24 protein-coding genes are annotated in these 22,297 nt (G+C 70.1%); 13 read left to right on the top strand and 11 right to left on the bottom strand.

From position 1 onward, the window contains the following. The 5 genes from HL652_RS07055 to ctaE form a co-directional block, all read right to left on the bottom strand. Complete coding sequence (locus tag HL652_RS07055) at window positions 1–1,317, bottom strand: cell wall-binding repeat-containing protein (protein ID WP_171704675.1); 1,317 nt, start codon at window positions 1,315–1,317, stop codon at window positions 1–3. 144 nt (window positions 1,318–1,461) lie between these two features. Continuing rightward, a complete protein-coding gene (qcrB, locus tag HL652_RS07060; protein WP_171704676.1) occupies window positions 1,462–3,165 on the bottom strand; it encodes a cytochrome bc1 complex cytochrome b subunit in 1,704 nt (567 codons plus the stop codon). After that, complete coding sequence (gene qcrA / locus HL652_RS07065) at window positions 3,162–4,229, bottom strand: cytochrome bc1 complex Rieske iron-sulfur subunit (RefSeq protein WP_171704677.1); 1,068 nt, start codon at window positions 4,227–4,229, stop codon at window positions 3,162–3,164. Before qcrA ends, qcrB begins: the two co-directional genes overlap by 4 nt. Before the next feature lie 57 nt (window positions 4,230–4,286). After that, window positions 4,287–5,084, bottom strand: coding sequence for a cytochrome bc1 complex diheme cytochrome c subunit (gene qcrC / locus HL652_RS07070; protein ID WP_171704678.1), 798 nt, complete (start codon window positions 5,082–5,084; stop codon window positions 4,287–4,289). A gap of 52 nt (window positions 5,085–5,136) precedes the next feature. Further along, window positions 5,137–5,775, bottom strand: a complete 639-nt coding sequence (gene ctaE / locus HL652_RS07075) for an aa3-type cytochrome oxidase subunit III (RefSeq protein WP_171707228.1) — start codon at window positions 5,773–5,775, stop codon at window positions 5,137–5,139. A gap of 94 nt (window positions 5,776–5,869) precedes the next feature. On the opposite strand from ctaE, the gene trpD reads away from it, so the two are divergent. Further along, window positions 5,870–6,922, top strand: a complete 1,053-nt coding sequence (trpD, locus tag HL652_RS07080) for an anthranilate phosphoribosyltransferase (RefSeq protein WP_171704679.1) — start codon at window positions 5,870–5,872, stop codon at window positions 6,920–6,922. A gap of 104 nt (window positions 6,923–7,026) precedes the next feature. Here the strand turns inward: trpD and glpK are convergent, their stop codons facing one another. Continuing rightward, complete coding sequence (gene glpK / locus HL652_RS07085; RefSeq protein WP_171704680.1) at window positions 7,027–8,541, bottom strand: glycerol kinase GlpK; 1,515 nt, start codon at window positions 8,539–8,541, stop codon at window positions 7,027–7,029. A 110-nt stretch (window positions 8,542–8,651) separates the two neighbouring features. Beyond that, a complete protein-coding gene (locus HL652_RS07090) occupies window positions 8,652–9,422 on the bottom strand; it encodes an MIP/aquaporin family protein (RefSeq protein ID WP_371743598.1) in 771 nt (256 codons plus the stop codon). 163 nt (window positions 9,423–9,585) lie between these two features. Between HL652_RS07090 and dhaK the strand changes: the two genes are divergently transcribed. From dhaK to dhaM, 3 genes are read left to right on the top strand one after another with little or no spacing between them, the layout of a single operon-like run. Continuing rightward, window positions 9,586–10,587 (top strand): dihydroxyacetone kinase subunit DhaK, encoded by a 1,002-nt coding sequence (dhaK, locus tag HL652_RS07095; protein WP_171704681.1) that lies wholly within the window; start codon window positions 9,586–9,588, stop codon window positions 10,585–10,587. 10 nt (window positions 10,588–10,597) lie between these two features. Next, complete coding sequence (dhaL, locus tag HL652_RS07100; protein ID WP_171704682.1) at window positions 10,598–11,278, top strand: dihydroxyacetone kinase subunit DhaL; 681 nt, start codon at window positions 10,598–10,600, stop codon at window positions 11,276–11,278. Further along, window positions 11,278–12,036 carry a dihydroxyacetone kinase phosphoryl donor subunit DhaM gene (gene dhaM / locus HL652_RS07105; protein WP_171704683.1) on the top strand — a complete coding sequence of 253 codons (759 nt, stop codon included), beginning with the start codon at window positions 11,278–11,280 and terminating at the stop codon, window positions 12,034–12,036. The genes dhaL and dhaM overlap by 1 nt, the downstream gene beginning before the upstream one ends. Before the next feature lie 6 nt (window positions 12,037–12,042). Here dhaM and HL652_RS07110 read toward each other — a convergent pair whose 3' ends face one another. Then, window positions 12,043–12,483, bottom strand: a complete 441-nt coding sequence (locus HL652_RS07110) for a nitroreductase family deazaflavin-dependent oxidoreductase (protein WP_171704684.1) — start codon at window positions 12,481–12,483, stop codon at window positions 12,043–12,045. Window positions 12,484–12,665: 182 nt separating this feature from the next. Between HL652_RS07110 and HL652_RS07115 the strand changes: the two genes are divergently transcribed. From HL652_RS07115 to HL652_RS07145, 7 genes are all read left to right on the top strand, one after another. Further along, window positions 12,666–13,010, top strand: coding sequence for a hypothetical protein (locus HL652_RS07115; RefSeq protein ID WP_171704685.1), 345 nt, complete (start codon window positions 12,666–12,668; stop codon window positions 13,008–13,010). A gap of 4 nt (window positions 13,011–13,014) precedes the next feature. Next, window positions 13,015–13,371: an iron chaperone gene (locus HL652_RS07120; RefSeq protein ID WP_253743706.1), complete on the top strand. Its 357-nt coding sequence runs from the start codon at window positions 13,015–13,017 to the stop codon at window positions 13,369–13,371. Between the two features lies 1 nt (window position 13,372). After that, the gene (locus HL652_RS07125; protein ID WP_171704686.1) at window positions 13,373–14,191 is read left to right on the top strand and encodes a DNA adenine methylase; all 819 of its coding nucleotides are present in this window, start codon (window positions 13,373–13,375) and stop codon (window positions 14,189–14,191) included. A 117-nt stretch (window positions 14,192–14,308) separates the two neighbouring features. Beyond that, window positions 14,309–14,755, top strand: a complete 447-nt coding sequence (locus HL652_RS07130) for a YciI family protein (RefSeq protein WP_171704687.1) — start codon at window positions 14,309–14,311, stop codon at window positions 14,753–14,755. Between the two features lie 4 nt (window positions 14,756–14,759). Then, window positions 14,760–16,016 carry an RNA polymerase sigma factor gene (locus tag HL652_RS07135; protein WP_171704688.1) on the top strand — a complete coding sequence of 419 codons (1,257 nt, stop codon included), beginning with the start codon at window positions 14,760–14,762 and terminating at the stop codon, window positions 16,014–16,016. A 29-nt stretch (window positions 16,017–16,045) separates the two neighbouring features. Next, window positions 16,046–16,696, top strand: a complete 651-nt coding sequence (locus HL652_RS07140) for a TetR/AcrR family transcriptional regulator (RefSeq protein ID WP_171704689.1) — start codon at window positions 16,046–16,048, stop codon at window positions 16,694–16,696. 75 nt (window positions 16,697–16,771) lie between these two features. Further along, window positions 16,772–17,305 (top strand): GNAT family N-acetyltransferase, encoded by a 534-nt coding sequence (locus HL652_RS07145; protein WP_171707231.1) that lies wholly within the window; start codon window positions 16,772–16,774, stop codon window positions 17,303–17,305. Window positions 17,306–17,308: 3 nt separating this feature from the next. Here HL652_RS07145 and HL652_RS07150 read toward each other — a convergent pair whose 3' ends face one another. Further along, the gene (locus HL652_RS07150) at window positions 17,309–18,430 is read right to left on the bottom strand and encodes an NYN domain-containing protein (RefSeq protein WP_171704690.1); all 1,122 of its coding nucleotides are present in this window, start codon (window positions 18,428–18,430) and stop codon (window positions 17,309–17,311) included. 62 nt (window positions 18,431–18,492) lie between these two features. Continuing rightward, a complete protein-coding gene (locus HL652_RS07155; protein WP_171704691.1) occupies window positions 18,493–19,521 on the bottom strand; it encodes a bile acid:sodium symporter in 1,029 nt (342 codons plus the stop codon). Between the two features lie 97 nt (window positions 19,522–19,618). Here HL652_RS07155 and HL652_RS07160 point away from each other — a divergent pair, with 97 nt between their 5' ends. Next, entirely contained in the window at window positions 19,619–20,161 is a 543-nt protein-coding gene (locus HL652_RS07160) for a DUF6328 family protein (protein ID WP_171704692.1), read from the top strand. A 66-nt stretch (window positions 20,162–20,227) separates the two neighbouring features. Continuing rightward, the gene (locus HL652_RS07165) at window positions 20,228–21,814 is read left to right on the top strand and encodes a response regulator transcription factor (RefSeq protein ID WP_171704693.1); all 1,587 of its coding nucleotides are present in this window, start codon (window positions 20,228–20,230) and stop codon (window positions 21,812–21,814) included. Window position 21,815: 1 nt separating this feature from the next. Here the strand turns inward: HL652_RS07165 and HL652_RS07170 are convergent, their stop codons facing one another. Further along, complete coding sequence (locus HL652_RS07170) at window positions 21,816–22,271, bottom strand: SRPBCC family protein (RefSeq protein WP_171704694.1); 456 nt, start codon at window positions 22,269–22,271, stop codon at window positions 21,816–21,818. Between the last annotated feature and the right edge of the window lie 26 nt (window positions 22,272–22,297).

Here is a 22,297-nt window from a genome sequence, read left to right on the forward strand (position 1 = left end):
TCAGCTGCAGAGGGGCAGTGTGCCGAGCGTTGCATCGAGGGTGTTGGGGCCGCCGAGCAGCACGAGGTGGTGGGGCTTGAGGCGGGTGATCTCAGTGGCGACCTCGGCCGTCATGCAGCTCTTGCTCACCAGCAGGATGGGCGCGTGCTTCGCCCCGGCCAGTGCACCGCCGGCGAGGGCGTCGGGGAAGTTCGCGCCGGTCGCGAGGTAGACCGTGTCGCTGGGAGCCACCGGGGCGGGGAAGTACTTCGCCACGGTATGCGCCGAGACGGCGTACCGGTCGACCCCGTCGATGCGTGCGGCGGCGCCGACCGTCGCGGCGAGGTCGTTCTTGAGTCCTGCGGAGAGGGTGTCTTCTCCGCCGAACACCGTGGCCGACTTCACGCCGCGAGCGATGAGCAGTGCTTTCTCATCGGCGGACAGTGCAGATGCGGTTCCGTTGACGAGCAGCACCGGCGCCGAAAGCGTCGCCGCGGCGGGACTCGCGCTGAGAGCGTCAGGGAACTTCGTGCCGGTCGCGACGAACAGTTCACTCGATGCTTTCGCCCCGAACTTCGCGTCGTCGATGAGCATCCGTGACGTCTCATACCGATCGACACCCCCGATGCGGGTGATGGTCGAACCGCCCGAGGTAGCCCTCAGTTGAGCCACGACGCTCTCACTGATGGTGTTGTCGCTGCCGACCACCACGACGTGGGAAGGGGAGCGGCGCATGATGTACTCCTCCGTGCTCGACGGGAGAGTGTCACGCGTGGTGAGGAGTACTGAACCACCGTGCTGGGAGGCCAGGGCGGAGGCGCTCAGGGCGTCGGCGAAGTTCTCTCCGCTCGCGAGGTAGATGACCGGGTCGGCGCCCGGCGCCAGGTTCGCGTAGGCGATGTCGACCGCCTCCGCATAGCGGTCCACCGCACCGATGCGCTCGATGTTCGAACCCGCGGGCACGACGTCGAGGAAGCAGGTCTTCTGCTTCGTCTGCGCGTACTGGTCGAGCAGCGAGATGATGAAGGTCGAGCTTCCGAGTCTCGTCGGCGTTCCCGTGATCTTCGGCGAGAGACCCGTGCGCTCGACCAGAGCGAGACCTGCGGGCAGAGCGCCCGTGATCGACACGGTGTAGCTTCCACCGTCTTCGTCATACACACCCGAAGACGGAACGAAAGGTACGCCGATCTGCGCGATGTTCGGAGGACAGAAGATCGGCGTATCGATCGGCATGGGCGCGGCCTGCGCACCGGGGGCGATGAAGAGGGTCGAGGCGGCGAGCACCACGCCGGCGGCCGCAGCACAGACGGATCGCCGACGAACGGACAGCGGGAGCATGAGGGTCTCTTTCGATAGACGGGATGGGTCTATCGAGCCTCGCGCGCATCCGGGTCGAGGGGTTATGAGCAGTTGGTACCTAATGAACGACTGAGGGCCCCGCACATCGGATGTGCGGGGCCCTCAGGGTGGGGGAGGGGCGGGCTACTTGAGGCCGGGGCCCTTCTCCAGGGAGTGGTCGGTGCCGTCGCCGTGGGCGCCGAGGGCGGGGGTGCCGTGGTGGCCGTGGCCGGCCTGGAGCTCCGCCTGCGAGACGGGGGCGATGCGGTCTTCGAAGAACCAGCGGGAGAAGGCGGCGCGCAGACGCATGCTTCCCGTGATCTTGCCCTTGGCGTTCGGCCGCAGCATGATCGGCTCGTACGACTCGAAGTCGACGAGCTTCCAGCGGTCGTGCTCGTCCATCTGCTCGTGCACCTCGATGTACTCGCCACCGGGGAGGCGCACGATGCGGCCCGACTCGTAGCCGTGCAGCACGATCTCGCGGTCTTTCTTCATGAGGCCGAGGCAGACCCGCTTCGTGATGAAGTACGCCAGGAACGGCCCGATGACGACCCAGGCCTGCACCACGTGGATGACGCCCTCGATCGACAGCTGGAAGTGCGTGGCCACCAGGTCGGAGGAGGCCGCCGCCCACAGGCCGGCGTAGAACGTGACACCGGCGGCACCGATGGCGGTGCGGGTCGGGGCGTTGCGCGGACGGTCGAGGATGTGGTGCTCGCGCTTGTCGCCCGTCACCCAGCCCTCGACGAAGGGGTAGATGGCCACCAGGGCGAGCAGCACCAGCAGTGCCAGCACGGGCACGATGATGTTGAACGACCAGGTGTGACCGAGCCACACGAACTCCCAGCCCGGCGGGATGAGACGCAGGGCGCCGTCGGCGAAGCCGATGTACCAGTCGGGCTGCGTACCCGCCGACACCGGTGACGGGTCGTAGGGGCCGTAGTTCCAGATGGGGTTGATGGTGAAGAACGACGCGATGAGCGCGATGACACCGAACACAAGGAAGAAGAAGCCGCCGGCCTTCGCGGCGTACACCGGGAGGATCGGGTAGCCGATGACGTTCTTCTCGGTGCGGCCGGGCCCGGCGAACTGGGTGTGCTTGTGCACGACCACGAACACCAGGTGGAGCGCCAGGAAGAGCACCAGGATCGCCGGCAGCAACAGGATGTGCAGCGTGTAGAAGCGCCCCACGATGTCGGTGCCGGGGAACTCGCCGCCGAACAGCAGGAACGACGTCCAGGTGCCGATGAACGGGATGCCCTTGATGAGGCCGTCGATGATGCGGAGGCCGTTGCCCGAGAGCAGGTCGTCGGGGAGCGAGTAGCCGGTGAAGCCCTCGGCCATGGCCAGCACGAACAGCGTGAAGCCGATCACCCAGTTGAGCTCACGCGGCTTGCGGAACGCGCCCGTGAAGAACACGCGCAGCATGTGCAGACCGATCGCCGCGATGAACAGCAGCGCCGCCCAGTGGTGGATCTGGCGCACCAGCAGTCCGCCGCGCACGTCGAAGGAGATGTGCAGCGCCGACTCCATCGCCGACGACATCTCGACGCCCTTGAGCGGCACCCAGGCGCCGTCGTAGTGCGTCTCGACCATCGAGGCCTGGAAGAAGAAGGTGAGGAAGGTGCCCGAGAGGATGATGACGACGAAGCTGTACAGCGCCACCTCACCGAGCATGAACGACCAGTGGTCGGGGAAGATCTTGCGACCGAACTCCTTCACCACACCCGAGATGCTGGTGCGCTCGTCGAGGTAGTTCGCCGCGGCGGCGGTGAAGCCACCGCCCTTGGGAGCCGGCTTGGAGGCGGGGGCAGCCCCCGCATCCGCGCGTTCGATGGTGTTGGTCATGGACGCTCCCAGAAACTAGGGCCGACGGGCTCGTGGAAGTCGCTCGACGCGACCAGGTAGCCCTCGGAGTCGACCTCGATGGGCAGCTGCGGCAGCGGACGCTTCGCCGGGCCGAAGATGACTTCGCACTCGTTGACCACGTCGAAGGTCGACTGGTGGCAGGGGCAGAGCAGGTGGTGGGTCTGCTGCTCGTACAGCGCGACCGGGCAGCCGACGTGCGTGCAGATCTTGGAGTACGCGACGATGCCGTCGTACGACCAGCTCTCACGGCCGGGGCTGATGTTGAGGTCGTCGGGGTTCAGGCGCATGAGCAGCACGGCCGCCTTCGCCTTCTGCTCGAGCAGGTCGTGACGCTCGTTGAGCCCCTCGGGGATGATGTGGAACACCGAGCCGATGGTGACGTCGGAGGCCTTCACCGGGATGCCGCTCGGGTCGAGCGTGAGGCGCGATCCCTTCTTCCACATGGTGTGGCTGAGGAGCTCGACCGGGTCTTGGTCTTGCGGGCCCCAGCCGCGGAAGAGCACGAGGCCCGGCAGCGGGAAGGCGATGAGCGCTCCGATGAGGGAGTTGCGGATGAGCGTGCGGCGCCCGAAACCAGACTCCTGGTCGGCTTGGTGGAAGATCTCCACCGCGCGGGCACGCGTCTCGGGGGAACCCTGAACCGGGTGGCGCTCGTCGATGCCCTCCTTGTCGTACATGAGGGCCTTGCCCCAGTGCACGGCGGCGAGGCCGATGCCGAACAGTGCCAGCGCGCAGCCGATGCCGATGAACATGTTGTTCAGGCGGATGGCGTGGATGGCGCCGTCTTCGATCGGGAAGGCCATGTAGGCGGCGACGGCGAAGATCGAGCCCGCGATCGACAGGTAGAACAGCGTGTAGACGGTGCGCTGTGCCTTCTTGCCCTCTTTGGGGTCGCTGTCGGTGACGCGGTGACGGTGGGGCGGCTCGCCCGGGTTCACGACGTCGGAAGCAATGACCGTGGTGCCGGTCGATGTGCCTCGACTCGTCTCGACGGCCGACGAATCGGAGGCGGCTGTGGAGCCGCTCACCTCGTCATGTGCCATTGTTGTCCCTTTCGAGCTTGCTGGTGTGCTGTGCCTGTGATCACGCAGATCGTGGGGCTAGTTCGACTTGGCCGTGAGCCAGACCATCAGGCCGATGATCGCGCCGAGACCGAAGATCCAGATGAACAGACCCTCCGCGACCGGACCGAGCGACCCGAGCTCGTCGCCACCGGGCGACGGGTTGGCCTCGAGGTACTTCAGGTACGTGATGATGTCGCGCTTGTCTTCGGGGGTGAGGTTGTCGTCGTTGAAGACGGGCATGTTCTGCGGGCCGGTGAGCATGGCCTCGTAGATGTGCGTGGCGAGCACTCCGGTGAGCTCGGGGGCGAACTTGCCCTCGGTGAGCGCACCGCCCGCGCCGTGCACGTTGTGGCACATGGCGCAGTTGATGCGGAACAGCTCGCCGCCGTTCGCCGCGTCGCCGTCGGCCTGCAGCAGGCTCTCGTCGGGGATGGCGGGGCCGGGGGAGATGGAGGCGACGTAGGCCGCGAGGGCCGCGGTCTGCTCGTCGGTGAACTGCGGCGGCTTCTGCAGCGCCTGCGGGCCCTGCATGGCCATCGGCATACGGCCGGTGCCGACCTGGAAGTTGACGGATGCGGCGCCCACGCCGATGAGGCTCGGCCCGTCGGGCGTTCCCTCGAGGCTCATGCCGTGGCAGGTGGCGCAGTTGGCAGCGAAGAGCTTCTCGCCCTCGTCGATGGTCGACTGGCTGGAGGCGCTGGAGGTGTCGGCCTGGGCACTCGTGGTGCTGGAGAAGACCGCGTACCCTCCGCCCGTGAACACCAGGCCGATAGCAATCAGCACGACAGTTGCCAGGGGATGGCGTCTGTTGGCTTTCCTGCTCTTGCGGGCCATGCTCTCTACTCTCTGTTTCGGGTGACTGTCGGTCGGGCGGGGTCGGGTGCCGCTACTTCAGCACGTAGATGACGAGGAACAGACCGATCCAGACCACGTCGACGAAGTGCCAGTAGTACGAGACGACGATGATGCTCGTCGCCTCCTTGTGCCCGAAGTTCTTCACCGCGTACACACGGCCGATCATGAGCAGCATCGCGATGAGGCCGCCGGTGACGTGCAGGGCGTGGAAGCCGGTGGTGAGGTAGAAGGCCGAGCCGTAGGCGTTGCCGTCGAAGGTGATGCCCTCGGTGACGAGCGTCGCGTACTCGAGGACCTGACCGCTGACGAAGATGGCGCCGAAGGCGTAGGCGAGGAACATCCATTCCACGACTCCCCAGTCGCGGGGCTTCCAGCTGGTGCGGCGCGGCTGCCCGCGCTCGGCGGCCCAGACGGCGAACTGGCACCAGAACGAGGAGATGACGAGGATGATCGTGTTGACCAGCGCGAACGGCACGTTGAGGATGTTGGCCTGGTCGGCCCATGCCTCGGGGTTGGTCGACCTCAGGGTGAAGTAGATGGCGAACAGGCCGGCGAAGAACATGACCTCGCTGCCGAGCCACACGATGGTTCCCACCGCCACGATGTTGGGGCGCTGGACCATGGGGGCACTCTGAGAATGGGTCAATGAGCTGCTCGTCACAGAGACCATTATGTCCGAATTCACAGCTCGTTTTTGCATTTGGCCGTCCTGCCGCGGCATCACCGGCGTGTCTGTATACATCGGGGCCCATAAGATCGCAGGTATGGCTGACACGCTCTCCTGGCCCGCACTGATCGCCCAGCTGCTCTCGGGCACCGATCTGTCGATCTCGGAGGCGACCTGGGCGATGGACCGGGTGATGGAGGGTGAGGTCACCGAGGCGCAGCTCGCCGGCTTCCTGGTGGCACTGAATGCCAAAGGTGAGACCGTCGACGAGATCGTGGGCTTCCGCGACGCCATCCTCGACCACGCGCTGCCGCTGGCCGTCGACCCGTTCGCGCTCGACATCGTGGGCACGGGCGGAGACCGTTTCGGCACGGTGAACGTGTCGACGATGGCTTCGATCGTCGCCGCGGCGAGCGGGGTTCCGGTGATCAAGCACGGCAACAAGGCGGCGAGCTCGCTGTCGGGCTCGTCAGACGTGCTGCGCGCGCTCGGCGTCGACCTCGAGCTCGAACCCGAGCGCGTCGCCGCGGTGCTCGGCGAGGCGGGGATCTCGTTCGCCTTCGCCTCCAAGTTCCACCCCGGGTTCAAGAACGCCGGCGCGGTGCGGGCTCAGTTGGGGGTGCCGACGGTGTTCAACTACCTCGGTCCGCTGTGCAACCCGGCGCGTGCGGAGGCGTCGGCGGTGGGGGTCGCGCACCTCGACCGGGTTCCGCTCATCGTGGGGGTGTTCCAGACCCGCGGCGCGACCGCGCTCGTGTTCCGCGGCGACGACGGGCTCGACGAGCTCACCACCACCGGCCACAGCCACATCTGGGAGGTCTCCCGCGGATCGGTGAAGGAGCACGACCTCAACCCGCGCGACCTCGGCATCCCGATCGCAAAGATCGAGCAGCTGAAGGGCGGCGACGCCGAGTTCAACGCCGACGTCGTGCGCCGCGTGATGGCCGGCGAACAGGGGCCCGTGCGCGACATGGTGGTGCTGAACGCGGCGGCAGGGCTCGCCGCCTACCGCCTCGCGCTCGACCCCACCCAGGTCGACCGCCCGCTGCTCGAGCGCCTCGAGGAGCAGATGACCGTCGCCCGCACCACCCTCGACACCGGCGCCGCCTCCCGCAAACTCGACCAGTGGGTCGCCGCCACCAGAAGCTGAACCCGCACCGCCGCGGCAGGCTGTTCGAAAACGCAAACGTCGCGCCGACCTGCGCCCGGGAGGGCGCGGTCGGCGCGACGTTTGCGTTTTCGAACGCGCCGGGGTCAGACGACGTCGTCGTCGACCCAGTCGAGGGTCTTCGTGACGGCCTTCTTCCAGTTGCGGAGCTGACGCTCGCGCTCGGCCTCGTCCATCTGGGGGGTCCAGCGGGAGTCCTCCTGCCAGTTCGAGCGCAGCTCGTCGAGGTTCGCCCAGTAGCCGACCGCGAGACCGGCGGCGTACGCGGCGCCGAGCGCCGTGGTCTCCGCGACGACGGGGCGCACGACGGGCACGCCGAGGATGTCGGCCTGGAACTGCATGAGCAGGTTGTTGGCGATCATGCCGCCGTCGACCTTCAGCTCCTCCAGCGGCACGCCCGAGTCGGCGTTGACGGCGTCGAGCACCTCGCGGGTCTGGAACGCGGTCGCCTCCAGGGCCGCCCGGGCGATGTGCGCCTTGTTCACATACCGGGTGAGGCCCACGAGGGCGCCACGCGCATCCGGTCGCCAGTAGGGGGCGAAGAGTCCGGAGAACGCGGGGACGAAGTACGCGCCGCCGTTGTCCTCGACCGAGGCCGCGAGGGTCTCGACCTCGGGGGCGGAGGAGATGATGCCGAGGTTGTCGCGCAGCCACTGGATGAGAGACCCGGTCACCGCGATCGACCCTTCCAGCGCGTAGTGGGCCGGCTCGTCGCCCAGCTTGTACCCGAGGGTGGTGAGCAGGCCGTTCTTCGAGTGCACGATCTCGGTGTCGGTGTTGAAGATGAGGAAGTTGCCGGTGCCGTAGGTGTTCTTCGCCTCGCCGGGCCCGAACGCCGCCTGGCCGAAGGTGGCCGCCTGCTGGTCGCCCAGGATGCCCGCGACGGGCACCTCGCGCAGCAGCGACGAGCTGTGCACCGTGCCATACACCTCGGAGCTCGACTTGATCTCGGGGAGCATCGACCGCGGCACCCCGAACGCCTCGAGGATGTCGTCGCGCCACTCGAGCGTCTCGAGGTCCATGAACAGGGTGCGGGAGGCGTTCGTCACGTCGGTCGCGTGCACGCCGCCGTCGACCCCGCCCGTGAGGTTCCACAGCACCCAGCTGTCGGTCGTGCCGAACAACAGGTCGCCGGCCTCGGCGGCCTCGCGGGCACCGTCGACGTTCTCGAGGATCCAGACGATCTTCGTTCCCGAGAAGTAGGTGGCCAGCGGCAGGCCCACGATCGGCTTGAAGCGCTCGACCCCGCCGTCTTCGGCGAGGCGGTCGACGATGGGCTGGGTGCGGGTGTCCTGCCAGACGATCGCGTTGTAGACGGGCTCGCCGGTGTTCTTGTTCCACACCACGGCGGTCTCGCGCTGGTTCGTGATGCCCACGGCCTTCACGTTGTGGCGGGTGATGTTGGCCTTCGACAGCGCCTGGCCGATGACCTCGCGGGTGTTGTCCCAGATCTCCTTCGGGTCGTGCTCGACCCAGCCGGCCTTGGGGAAGATCTGCTCGTGCTCCTTCTGACCGGTCGAGACGATCGAGCCCGAGTGGTCGAAGACGATCGCGCGGGTGCTCGTGGTTCCCTGATCGATGGCGATGATGTAGTCCGTCATGACGACTCCTTCGTGGTGTGAGGACTTCTGCTACGGATGCTTCTCAGAGCGGATGCTTCGGAGAAGAGAAGCGGGCCGGCCCACGTCACTGTGGACCGGCCCGCTGGGGATCAGGTGAGGATGGGCAGGAGCGGGATGGCGAGGAGACCGGCGAGCACACCGCCGATGATCGGCCCGACGACCGGCACCCACGAGTACGACCAGTCGGAGGAGCCCTTGCCCTTGATGGGCAGGAGCGCGTGCGCGATGCGCGGGCCGAGGTCACGCGCCGGGTTGATCGCGTAGCCCGTGGGGCCACCGAGCGAGGCGCCGATACCGATCACGAGCAGCGCCACGGGAAGGGCGCCGAGGGCCGCGAGGCCGCCCTCGCCCTGGCGGCCGCCGCCGAAGCCGATCACGACGAACACCAGCACGAAGGTGCCGATGATCTCGGTGACCAGGTTCCAGCCGTAGGAGCGGATGGCGGGGCCGGTGGAGAACACGCCGAGCTTGTTGCCGGCCTCGGGCTCCTCGTCGAAGTGCTGCTTGTAGGCCAGCCACACCAGCACGGCACCGATGATCGCACCGATCATCTGCGCACCGATGTAGGCGATGACCGAGAGGAAGTTGACCGGCACCAGCGTGGCCGCCGAGCCGAACTCGGTGGCGCCGTTCGCCACGAGGCCGAGGGTCACCGCGGGGTTGAGGTGGGCGCCTGAGGCGTAGGCCACGATCACACCGGCGAAGACCGCGAGGCCCCAGCCGATGTTGACGAGGAGGAAGCCTCCGTTGAAGCCCTTGGTGCGCACGAGGGCGACGTTCGCGACGACGCCGCAGCCGAGGAGGACCAGCAGGGCTGTGCCCACCAGCTCCGATATGAAATCGATTCCGAGATTGTCCACGATGACCTTCCTTCGCACTGTTCGGCCACCCGCTGTGGCCTCCGTGGTGAACGGCTTGAGGCAACGATATCCCCAGCGACCTTTCAGGTATAGATTTGTGATGGATGGCCGGGGCACCGGATCCCGTGACGGGCGACGAACGCCCGATCGAAGGGAATGTTCAATGAAGAAACTCATCAACGATCCGAAGAACGTCGTCGACGAGGCGGTCGTCGGCTTCGAGGCGGCGCACGGCGACATCGTCACCGTCTCCCACGACCCGATCTTCATCGTGCGGAAGGATGCTCCGGTCGCCGGCAAGGTCGGCATCGTCTCCGGCGGCGGCAGCGGCCACGAACCCCTCCACGGCGGTTTCGTCGGCTTCGGCATGCTCGACGCCGCGGTTCCCGGCCCCGTGTTCACCTCGCCGACTCCCGACCCCATCCTTGCCGCCACCAAGGCCGTCGACGCCGGCAAGGGCGTGCTGCACATCGTGAAGAACTACACCGGCGACGTGCTCAACTTCGAGACCGCAGCCGACCTCGCCTCGGCCGAAGACATCGAGGTGCGCACCGTCGTCGTCGACGACGACGTCGCCGTGAAGGACTCGCTCTACACCGCCGGCCGCCGCGGCGTCGCCGGCACCGTGCTGGTGGAGAAGATCGCCGGTGCCGCCGCCGAGCGAGGGGACGACCTGGATGCGGTGGTCGCCGTCGCCGAGAAGGTGAACTCCCGGGTGCGCACCATGGGCGTCGCGCTGACGCCGTGCGTCGTGCCCCACGCGGGGGAGCCGAGCTTCGAGCTCGCCGACGACGAGATCGAGATCGGCATCGGCATCCACGGCGAGCCGGGCCGCGAGCGCATCAAGCTGGAGCCCGCCGACGCCATCGTCGACCGGCTGCTCGGCCCGATCCTCGACGACCTCCCGCTCGACTCCGGCGACAAGGTGCACCTGCTGGTGAACGGCATGGGCGGCACGCCGCAGGTCGAGCTGTACATCGTCTTCCGTCACGCTGCCGCCGTGCTGGCCGATCGCGGCGTCGAGGTGTCGCGTTCCCTGGTGGGCAACTTCGTCACCTCGCTCGAGATGCAGGGCGTGTCGATCAGCGTGCTGAAACTCGACGACGAGCTCACCGAGCTGTACGACGCGCCCGTTCAGACGGCGGCGCTGCGCTGGGGAAGGTAGAAGGAGAAGCATGGGCCTCGGCATCACCTGGACGACCGACTGGATCCGGCGCACCGCTGACGCGGTGTCGGAGCATCGGGTGGAACTGGTCACCCTCGATCGGGCGATCGGCGACGGAGACCACGGCGAGAACCTCGACCGCGGCTTCACCGCCGTGATCGCGAAGCTCGACGAGCTGCCCGCCGACGCCGTTCCGGGCGATGCCCTGAAGCTCGTCGCCACCACGCTCATCTCGACGGTGGGCGGCGCCTCCGGCCCGCTGCTCGGCACCGCCTACCTCAAGGGCGCAGGCGCCGTGGGCAAGGAGGCCGAGCTCGACGGCGCGGCACTCGTGGCGCTGCTCACCGCCGCACGCGACGGCATCGTGCTGCGCGGCAAGGCGGAGCCCGGCGACAAGACGATGATCGACGCCTGGACGCCCGCAGTCGACGCCGCCACCGAGGCGGCCGCCGCGGGGCGCTCGGAAGCCGAGATCCTCGACGCGGCGGCGACCGCGGCGGAGGCGGGCGCGCTCGCCACCGAACCGCTGGTGGCGCGCAAGGGGCGCGCCAGCTACCTGGGCGAGCGGGCGATCGGCCACCGCGACCCGGGCGCGCAGTCGTCGTCGCTCATCCTCCGCGCGGCAGCCGACGCCGCAGCAGATGCCGCGGGCACCGCGGGTGCCGCGGGCGCTGTCGGCGGTGACGCCTGATGGCCGGCACCCCCGGCAAGGTGGGCGTGGTCTACGTCTCGCACAGCGTCAAGATCGCCGAGGGCCTCGTCGAGCTGGCGGGCCAGATGGCCGGCAGTGCCACGCTGGTCGCGGCCGGTGGCACCGACGAGGGCGGCATCGGCACGAGCTTCGACAAGGTGAGCTCGGCGATCGGCGCCGCCGACTCCGGGCACGGGGTCGCCGTGTTCTGCGACCTCGGCTCGGCCATCCTCACCGCGGAGACCGCGCTCGACTTCCTCGACGACGAGGTGCGCGATCGGGTGCGCATCGTCTCGGCCCCGCTCGTCGAGGGCGGCGTCGCCGCCGCCGTCGCTGCCGAGTCGGGTGACGACCTCGCCGCCGTGGTGGCGGCGGGTGAGTCCGCAGCGGAGGCCTCCGGTGAGGCGAAGGCGGAGGCCCTGGGGTCGGCTGCCGGCGACGTCGCAGCGGTGCCCGCCTTCGAAGCCGGGTCTGTCGCGGAGACCGCGCCCCCCGCATCCGGAACTCCCTCCCGCACGGTCACCATCGTGAACCGCGATGGGCTGCACGCGCGGCCGGCCGCCGAGTTCGTGAAGCTGGCGAGCAGCTTCGACACCAAGGTCACCGTGAACGGGCGCGACGCGAAGAGCCTGCTCGGCATCATGTCGCTCGGCCTCACGAAGGGCACGACTGTCGAGATCGCGAGCGACGACCCCGCGGGCACCGACGCCGTGAACGCCCTCGCCGACCTCGTGGAGGGCGGCTTCGGCGAGGCCTAGCGTGCCCTAGGAGTCGATGCGGGTGAGCACGAAGACCGGGATCTCGCGCTGCGTCTTCAGCTGGTAGTCGGCGTAGGGCGGGTAGGCGGCGACCGCGCGCTCCCACCAGAGGGCCTTCTCGTCGCCGAACACCTCGCGGGCGCTGTAGTCGTGCTTCTCGGTGCGGTCCTGCAGCTCGACGTGCGGGTGCGCGACGATGTTGAAGTACCAGACCGGATGCTTCGGTGCACCGCCGAGGGAGGCCACCACGGCGTACTCGCCCTCGTGCTCCACGCGCATGAGCGGCGTCTTGCGCAGCTTGCCCGACTTCGCGCCGATGGTGGAGAGGATGACGACGCCCATGCCGTTGAGGGTGGTGCCCTCGGTGCCGCCCGAGGCCTCGTAGACGTCGAGCTGCTGGCGGGCCCAGTCGCTGGTGCCGGGTTCGTAGTCTGCGGAGAGGGGCATGAGACGGGCAACCGGCGGGCTCGCCGGTCTATTCCTCGGGTCGCTGCCGGGCGTCGCTCGCTGATGGTCGGCGTCGCTCGGTGAGCGCGATCCGTGCGAAAATCTCTGGGCGGGATTTCTCGCGCACGGCAGATCGGGAGGCTCGGAAGACGATGGCAGGCGGTACGGCAACGAAGTGCCCGGTGTGCGGGAAATCGATCGCGGTGGGCCTGGTGTCGCAGACGATGGTGCAGCACGCCGACAAGAACGGGCAGCGTTGCGCCGGCACCGGCCAGCCGCCCGTGGTGAAGGAGCCGCGCGCCGCCTCGGGCTCGTCGAGCCCGCGCGCACCACGCGCGTCGGCGGCGAAGAAGCCCGCCACCAGCCCGGCCACAAAGGGCGGCATGACGGTGCGCACGGTGGCCGTCGACCCCGAGGTGCTGCGCGAGCGCCAGGAGCGCGCCGAGCGGCTGCGCCAGGAGCGCGCCGAGGCCGCCAGGGCCCGCAACGACATCGGTCTGTCGTACTTCGACGAGCCCGGTTCCTGAGCTCGTGGGCCCGCAGCAGTTCGACTCCGTCGACGCCTACGTCGCCTCGTTCGCGACCGACGTGCGCGAGGTGCTCGAGTCGATGCGCTGCACCGTGCTCGGCGCCGCCCCCGAGGCCGCGGAGTCGATCAGCTACCACATGCCCACGTACTCGCTCGGCGACCGGCCTCTGGTGTTCTTCGCCGGCTGGAAGACCCACGTCGCCCTCTACGCCGTGCCGCACTTCGACGACGAGGCGCTCGAGACCGAGGTCGCCCCGTTCCGCGCCGCCAAAGACACGGTGAAGTTCCCGGTGCGGAAGCCGGTTCCCTACGAGCTCGTCGGCCGCATCGTCTCCGAGCTCGTGCACGTCAGGGCCTAAGGTGCCGACGACGTCGGCCGGCGGTCGACGGGCGGTGGCCGCGCCCTATCTGGTGAGTGCGCGTAGCAGGCACCTCGCCGAGCTCGCCCTCGAGTGCCTGCCCGAGCGCGTCGACGGCTATCTCGAGCCGTTCCTCGATTCCGGGTCGGTGGCCCTTGCCGTGCTGCGCGAGCATCCGGATGCCGCGGTGACCCTTTGCTCACCGCACGCCGACCTCGTGCTGGCCTGGGAGGCGGCGCGCGACGAGCCCGAAGCACTCATCTCCGCCCTCGCCTTCCACGCCGAGCGTCACAGCGAGCCCTACTTCCGTGCGGAGCTCGACAGCGACCCGAGCGACCCGGTGCAGCGGGCGGCGCGCTTCGCCTACCTGCGCGGCACGGCCGACCTCGACGGGGGTGGGCGGATGCGCTCCGACTTCGCCGGCGCCCGACCGGCCCGCGAGCGGCTGGCTCTCGACCCCGCCGGCATCCGTTCCCTCTCGGTGCTGCTGCGGCGCAGCGACGTCACCATCGAGGTGCGCCGGCCGTTCGAGACGTTGCAGCTCGTGCGCGACGACGACCTCGTGCTGTTCGACCCTCCGTTCGGGGCGGCGGAGGCCTCGGTGCGGGAGGTGCGGAGCCTGCTGAACGGGGCGGTCGCCCGGGGCGCCCTGGTGCTCGCGCCCACGCCCGGCTGGGAGGGCGAGGTGCCGGTCGACCCGGAGCTCTACCGCGGCTGGGCGGGCATGGCCCCCGCGAACGACCGTGCCGACGACGAGCGGCTCTGGGCCGGCGGGACGCTGCAGCGGAGGCTGCGGGCGCAGCGCGCGGAAGGCCGGTGACCCGCCGCGGAGAAGACATCCGAAAAAAGATGTCGAGCGATGTCGATCGACGGTCTCGTCGTTCGACGCGATAGTAGAAGGGCCACGACAGGCACCTCACGACGCAAGGAGAACACCGTGAAGTACATGCTCATCATGCGCACCACCGCCGAGGCGCTCGACGCGTCGAAAGACCTCGACTTCGAGCAGATCATCAACGCGATGGGGGCCTACAACGAGTCGATGATCGAGGCCGGTGTGCTCATCGGCGGAGACGGCCTCACCGACGCGGCCGAGGGGTTCGTCGTCGACTTCAGCACCGAGACCCCGGTCGTCACCGACGGCCCCTACGGCGAGGTGCACGAACTGTTCAACGGCTTCTGGCTGCTGCAGGTGTCGTCGCGCGACGAGGCGAGGGAGTGGGCGCTGCGCGCGCCCCTCGGCCCCGGCAGCAAGTTGGAGGTGCGCCGGGTCTCCGACGAGAGCGACTTCGAGGAGTTCTCCGACAACGAGTACATCCAGAAGGAGAAGGAGTGGCGGGCCGCCGAGGGCGCGGCGGGTTCGGCGGGCGCGGAAGGCGTCTGAACCGATGAGCGCCGACCTCGACGAGGTGCGCCGCCGCCTCGAGGCGGTCTGGCGCATCGAGAGCGCCCGCATCGTCGCCAGCCTGGCCAAGGCGACGGGTGACCTCGGCACCGCAGAAGACCTCGCGCAGGAGGCGGTGGCCGAGGCGCTCGTGGCCTGGCAGACCTCGGGGGTGCCGCAGAACCCGGGCGCCTGGCTGACCGCGGTGGCCAAGCGTCGCGCCATCGACGCCTGGCGCCGGCGGTCGCGGCTCGACGAGCGGCACCGCGTGCTCGCGCACGAGCTCGACGAGGCGGCCGACCCCGGCTGGGAGCCGATCGACGACGACGTGCTGCGGCTGGTGTTCACCGCCTGCCACCCCGTGCTCGCCCGCGAGGCGCAGGTGGCGCTCACCCTCCGGGTGGTGGCCGGGCTCACCAGCGAGGAGATCGCGCGCCTGTTCCTGGTGCCGGTGGCGACCGTGCAGCAGCGCATCGTGCGGGCGAAGAAGACCCTCGCCGCGGCCAAGGTGCCGTGCGAGACCCCCGAGCCCGCCGCCTGGAAGGAACGGCTCTCGGCGGTGCTCGGCGTGGTCTACCTCGTCTTCACCGAGGGCTACGCCGCGACGAGCGGGGAGCGCTGGATGCGGCCCGAACTCGCGAACGAGGCGCTCCGCCTCGGCAGGATGCTGCAGAGCCTCATGCCGCGAGAAGCCGAGGCCCACGCCCTGGTCGCCCTGATGGAGCTGCAGGCCTCCCGCTTCGCGGCGCGCACCGGCCCGCAGGGCGCGCCCGTGCTGCTCGCCGACCAAGACCGCACCCGTTGGGACCGCGCGCAGATCGCGCGCGGGGTTGCCGCGCTCGCCCGGGCGGATGCGCTCGGCCGCGGTCGCGGCAGTTACGCCCTGCAGGCGGCCATCGCGGAACGGCACGCCACGGCGCCGAGCGTCGAGGCCACCGACTGGGAGGCGATCGTGGTGCTGTACGAGGCGCTCGGGCGGCTCGCGCCCAACCCGGTGGTCGAGCTGAACCGCGCGGTGGCGGTGGCGCAGGCGGTGGGGCCCGCATCCGCTCTCGTCATCGTCGACCGGCTCGAGCAGGAGGGGGCGCTGCGCGGAAGCCACCTCATCCCGAGCGTGCGCGGCGAGCTGCTCGCGCGGCTCGGGCGCGACCGGGAGGCGCGCGCCGAGCTCACCACCGCCGCCGCGCTCACCGCGAACGAGCGCGAGCGGGAGGTGCTGCTGGCCAAGGCGGCAGCGCTCGGGGAGCAGCCGCTGGGCTAGGGTTCTCTCGTGCGAGAAAGGTCGAGTCGATGGTGAGAAAGACCGAGTGGCAGCGCGCCGACGCCCGTTCCCGCCTCGCCGCCGCCGGGCGCATCGCCCTCGCGGCCGGAGGCGCCGTGACCCCGCAGCTCATCGCCGACGTCTGCGAGCAGGCCGGCATCCACCCCGAGTCGTTCCGCGCCCTCTTCGCGACCGACGACGAGTTCCTCGACGCCGTGCAGGAGCGGCTCGCCGAGGAGTGCGCCGAACGCCTGCGGGCGGGGCTCGGCGGGCTCGCGGGTCTCGACGACGAGGAGCTTCTCGGCCGGGCGGCCGTGGCGCTCGCGCAGGCGCGGCCGATCGACCGGGGTGCGGTGATCATCCGCGCCGAGCGCAGGCTGCGGGCACTGCGCTCGGCGAACGCGGCCGAATCGCTGCTCGCCGCCGAGCGGCGGCACCTGGAGACCCTGTCGGCGGTGGTGATCGAGCTGATCGACGAACTCGACCGCGACCCGAGCTGGCCGCCCGCGCTCGCGGCCCGGCTCATCCTCGAGAGCTACGAGAGCTCATTCGAGGGGTGGGTGTTCGCCGGGCACGACGAGAGCGACTTCGACACCTCCTCGTACGTCACCCGCACCCTGCCCACCCTGCTCGCCCGCATGACGAGCCCGCGCGGCGGGCGCGCCGTCGCCGTCGCCTGAGCGGTGGTGGGTGCCGTCGTGGGGCGCGACCGGATCGAGGTGCGACCGGCGACGGTGTTCGCCGACGTGGCGACGATGGTGGGGCCCAAGCGCCCCGATGCGAACGTGTGCTGGTGCCTCAGCTACCGCATCCCGTCGAAGGAGAACCTCGCGCTGAGCGGGCCCGCCCGGGGCGAGCGGGTGCGTGAGCTGCTGCAGCTCGAACCGCCGCCCGGGGTGCTCGCCTACGACGCCGACGGTGAGGTGGTCGGCTGGGCTGCCGTGCACCCGCGGGCCGACACGACTTTCGCGCGCAACCGGCGCATCCCGCACGTCGATGACGAGGCGGTGTGGTCGGTGTGGTGCATCAGGGTGCGGCCCGGCCACCGCGGGCAGGGCACCTCGCACCGGCTGCTGGCGGGCGCCGTGGAGTTCGCGCGCGCGAACGGCGCCCCGGCGATCGAGGGGTACCCCGTCGACAACGCGGGCGCGAAGGTCGATCTCACGATGGCGTACGTGGGAACGAGGAGCCTGTTCGAGAAGGCAGGGTTCGAGAAGGCCGCCGACACCACCTCGGTGCTCAATGGCTTTCCGCGGGTGGTCATGCGGTTGAGACTCGATCGCGCGTGACGCTCAGCGTCGGCGGCGGGCGCTCGGCGGGGGCGTCTGGCGCAACCGGATGAGGCGCTGGGAACCGTCTTCACCGAGCTCGGCCACCTCGTCGCGCGAGGCGAGGAAGTCACCGAAGGAACGGAAGCCGAGCGGCTTCTCGCTGAACGACGGATCCATGCGGCGCATCTGGTTCTTCACGTTGCCGGTGTTCAGCCACTCGTCGTCGTCGCCCTTGGCGTGCCCCACCTGCAGGGCGCGCACGAGCAGTTCGGTGGCGGTCTGCTGAGGGTCGACCTGCTCGGCGGGCTCCGGCTCGTCGTAGCCCGCGTCGTCGAGGTGCGAGAAGGTCGGGGTGGTCGCCGCGCGGCGGCCGCGGGTGGCGGGCTTCTTCTCGGGTGCGGCGGTGTCGCCGTCGGCGCCTCCCGCTGCCCGCGCCTGCGACGCGGCGCCGTCGGCCTCGGTTCCGCCGGCCCCGGCTGCGGCTCCGGCTCCCGCGTCGGTCTTGCGCCCACCCGCCCGGCCGCCTCCGGTCGCGCCGCCCGCTCGCGCGACGGAACCCGCCGCATCCTTCACCCCGGGCAGGGAGTCGTAGTGCTCGAACTCATCGCAGGCGGCGGCTAGCGACGTGCTCGACGAGCCGGCGACCCCGATGCCCACCACGTAGCGGCCGAGCCGCTTCGACTTCTGCGCGAGCGCGATGTAGTCGGAATCGCCGGCGACGATGATGACGTGGGTGAGGTCGGGAAGGCGGAACAGGTCTTCGACCACGTCGACGGCGAGACGGATGTCTGCCCCGTTCTTCGTGCCTCGGGTGGTCGTGGTGAACAGCTGAGTGAGGTCGACGGCCCGCGACATCAGCTGCCGCTGGTAGCTGGCGTTGACGGGCACAGACCAGTCGGCGTAGGCCCGGTTCACCACGATGGTGCCGAACGAGGCGGCGAAGTCGACGACGGCGTCGAAGTCGACGGTCGCCGCGGCGAGGCGGGCGGCGATCTCGGGGTCGGCGCCCTGGCGGGTGCGGTCGAAGTCGCGGATGCCGTCGCGCTGGAACGCCTGCCGGCCGTGCAGCTGCTGGTAGCGCGAGATGACGATGTTGTCGAAGTCGATGTAGAGGCCGACCCTGGAGTCGCTCGGTTCGGTCATGGTGTGCTGCTCCGTTCGGCGGGCCGCCGCGACGGTCCTTCATGCTGCGAGCCGTCAGGATATCAGCCGGATGCGGGGGTCACCCGGGTGCTGCCCTCGCCGCCCCGGCCCTCGCGCGTCGGCAGGAGCGCGGGCACCAGCCGCACGAAGACGACCATGCCCACGAGCTCGACCAGCGTCTGCGTCACGACGGCGAGCGGGGCGAGGCCGAGCTCCGCGGGGAGGGCCAGTGCGAGCGGCAGCACCACCAGCGAGTTGCGGGTGGCCCCGCTGAACACGACTGCGCGCCGGCCCGGCTGGTCGAGCCCGGCCCCGCGTGAGACCAGCAGCCCGACGCCGAGCATCAGCACGAGGAAGGCGGCGTAGAGCGGAACGAGTCGCACGAGGGCGGCGGCGTTCCGCCCCACCTCGGCGAGCTGCGAGGCGACGACCACGGCGAGCACGAGCGCCATGAGCGGCACCATGGCCGCGGCGGCGCCACCCTCGATCGCCGCCCCCGCTCGCGCGACCCGCGGCGCGGAGCGTCTCCTCGTCGCGGCCTGCACGAGTGCCGCCGCGGCGAGCGGGGCGGCGACCAGCACCAGGAACGCCTCGACGAAGGGTCCGTGCTCGATGACGCCCACCGCCTCGGGCCCCGCGAACAGGAGGAGGTACAGCGGCAGGAGCACGATCTGCAGCAGCATGAGCAGGGGAGTGGCGGCGAGCAGGCGCGCTCTCGCGCCGCCCGCGAGCCCGGTGAAGACGATGACGTAGTCGACGCAGGGCGTGAGCAGCACCAGCAGGAGGCCGATGAGCAGCCCGGAGTCGTCGGCGACCGCACGCGACAGCGGCACGACCACGAGCGGCACGGCGACGAAGTTCACGGCGACGACCGTCAGCAGGAACCGCACGTCGCGCACCGCTCGCCCGAGCTCGCCCAGCGGCACCGCGAGGAAGGTCGCGAACAGGAGGAGGGCGAGCAGCGGCGTGATCGCGGCACCGAGCGGAACCGACGCCCCGGGCGCGAGCAGCCCGGCGACCGCGCCTGCGGCCAGGGCGGCGAGGTAGATCGGCACCTGCCGGGCGTCCCACCACCGCACCACTGTCGCCATCCCACCACGCTAGCGGTCGTCGGCGCCACCCCTGTGCCCGGGGCGGTCGCCCGGGAGTACGGTCGCAAGAGCACGACGGGAAGGACGGTCGGGAACCATGGGCGACGGGCGCGAGGAACAGGATGCGGTGCCGGGCGACGGCAGGGACGAGACGCCCAACGAGCGCTACGACCGCAACTGGTCGGAGCTGCTGCAGGAGTTCCGGGTGCTCCAGACGGGCACCCAGATCCTCGCTGGCTTCCTGCTCACCCTTCCCTTCCAGCAGCGCTTCACGGAGCTCACCGCCTTCGACCGCGGGCTCTACCTCACCCTCGTCGTCATGGCCACCTGTCTCACGCTGCTGGCCCTGGCGCCCGTCGTGCTGCACCGGCTCCTGTTCCGGCGCAAGGCGAAGAAGCAGCTGGTGCAGGCGTCGAACGTCATCCTGCTCGCCTGTCTCGCCGTCGCCTCGCTGCTGTTCATCGGCATCGTGTTGTTCGTGTTCGACTTCGTGGCCTCGCCCGACGTCGCCGTCTGGGCCGCGGTCGGCGTGCTCGCCTTTATCGTGGTGATCTGGGTCGCCGCGCCTCTCCTGCTCCGTGCCGTGCGACGAGCCGCCTCCCTCGACGACAGCGAACCTCCCGCGCAGGGCGGCGGGTGAGGCGGCGGGTGAGTGCTGCCGGAATCGGGGTCGGGACAGGCGATCCGGCGCTAGATTCTCCCGGACATGACTGGATCGGCTGGGGGCGGCGGCGCGGGGGCGCAGACCGAGCTCGACGACCTCGTCGACCGCTCCGCCTGGGACGAGGTGGTCGCCGCGCTCGACGAGCGCTGGGCCGAGCTGCTCTCCGACGACCCGAATGCGGTCAAGCGTGCCGTGAGCGCCCTGCCCGCACCCGTTCTCGAGGCGCACCCGCGCTGGGCGCTCGCGGCGAACTACGTGAGCCGGTACGTCTCGAACGGGCAGACGCCCACCACCATCTTCCGCGGCACCTCGCCGACCCCCGAGCCGCAGAGCCTCCTCGACGTGCTCGCGCAGCTCACCAGCAAGGTCGCCGAGCGGCGGGCGCGCGGTCGCTACACGGAGGCGACGGCGGCCGCCGCCGAGGCTCGCCTGCTGGTCGACGAGGCCGACGACGACACCCGCGCCACCCTGCAGCAGGCGCTGCCCGAGATCGTCTTCCAGTGGGCGATGGCCTGGGAGTACGACGGTGACACCGATCGGGCCACCCGCGAGTACACCGAGAGCTACGACGCCGCCGTGGCCGTCGAGCACACCATCGCGATCGCGTCGACCGCCGGGGCACTGGCCTGGATCCACGCTCTCGCGGGCCGCAACATCCAGGCCAGGAACTGGCTCGACCGCCTTCCCGACGTCGGCTCGGAGTGGTGGGAGAACCGCGCATCCGTCACCGCCCGCTTCGCACGCGTGCACCTGCTGCTCGACGAGCTGAGGCTCGACGACGCCAGGCGGGAGCTCGCCGCCGTCGACCTCACGGGCGTGCCGGAGCGGTGGCCGGCGCAGAAATACCTGGCGGCGCTCGTCGAAGACGACCCGGCGCGCTGCCTCGTGCTGCTCACGCAGATCGACTCCTCGGCCGCCACGCTGCCCCACCAGGCGACGACGACGGGAGCGTGGGCACCGCTCGTGGCGATAGCGCGGTCGGTGCTGCTCGGCCGGCTCGACAACTGGGCCGCCTCGCGGGAGGCGCTCGAGTCGCTCGACATCGACGGTCGCGGCGCCGACGACTTCGGAGCCCGCCAGATCCGGCTGTGGCGGGCGGCGGCGCTGCTGGTCGCGGGTGACGCGGCTCAGGCGAGACGGCGGGCCACGGCGCTCGTCGGCATCTCCACGACCTCGCCCCGGCTGCTCATCGGCGCGCTCGGCGTGGCGGCCGTGGCGGCGCACCGTCTGGGCGACCCGGAATCGGCGGCCAAGCAGCTGCGCATGGCGATCAAGCTCGCCAACCAGCACCGTCTGTACCTGTCGCTCACGGTTGTTCCGATCGACGACCTGACCGAGCTGCTCGAGCAGACCGATGCCCGCCTGCCCGAGACCGTCTTCTCAGCCCTGAGCGCCGACGTCGCGGGCCCGGGGGCCGATCCGTTCCTCGAACTCACGCCACGCGAACTGGCGGTGGTGCGCAGCGTCATCGGCTCGGCATCGCTCGACGACGCCGCCGCCGAGCTGTTCGTGTCGCGCAACACGGTCAAGACGCAGCTGCGCAACGCCTACCGCAAGCTCGGCGTGACGTCGAAAGCCGCCCTCGAGGAGCTCGCCGTGCGACACGGCTACACCCCCGAGGGCGACTGACTCAGGCCTCGACGTCGCCGCGCCACGCACCCGTCGCGTCGCCGCGGCTCTCGATGAACTCCTTGAAGTTCCTGAGGTCCTTCTTCACGGCGTGCGTGCCGGCACCGAGCAGCGAGCCCGCCTTCTCGAGGAAGCCCTCCGGCTCCCAGTCGAGCTGAACGGTCACCCGCGAGGTGGTGTCGTCGAGCTTGTGGAAGGTGACCACGCCCGCGTGCTCGGTGTCGCCGCCGCGGCTGGTCCAGGCGACGCGCTCGTCGGGGTGCTGCTCGGTGATCTCGGCGTCGAACTCGCGCTCCACACCGCCGACCTTGACCTTCCAGTGCGTGTGCGTGTCGTCCTGCTGGGTGATCGACTCCACCTCGTCGAGGAACTTCGGGAAGCTCTCGAACTGGGTCCACTGGTCGTACGCCACCGTCACGGGAACGGCGACGTCGATGCTCTCGATGATCTGGGCCATCTGCTTGATCCTCACTGTCGATCTGA

The sequence above is a fragment of the Herbiconiux sp. SALV-R1 genome, assembly GCF_013113715.1.
In the GTDB taxonomy this organism is placed as follows: domain Bacteria; phylum Actinomycetota; class Actinomycetes; order Actinomycetales; family Microbacteriaceae; genus Herbiconiux.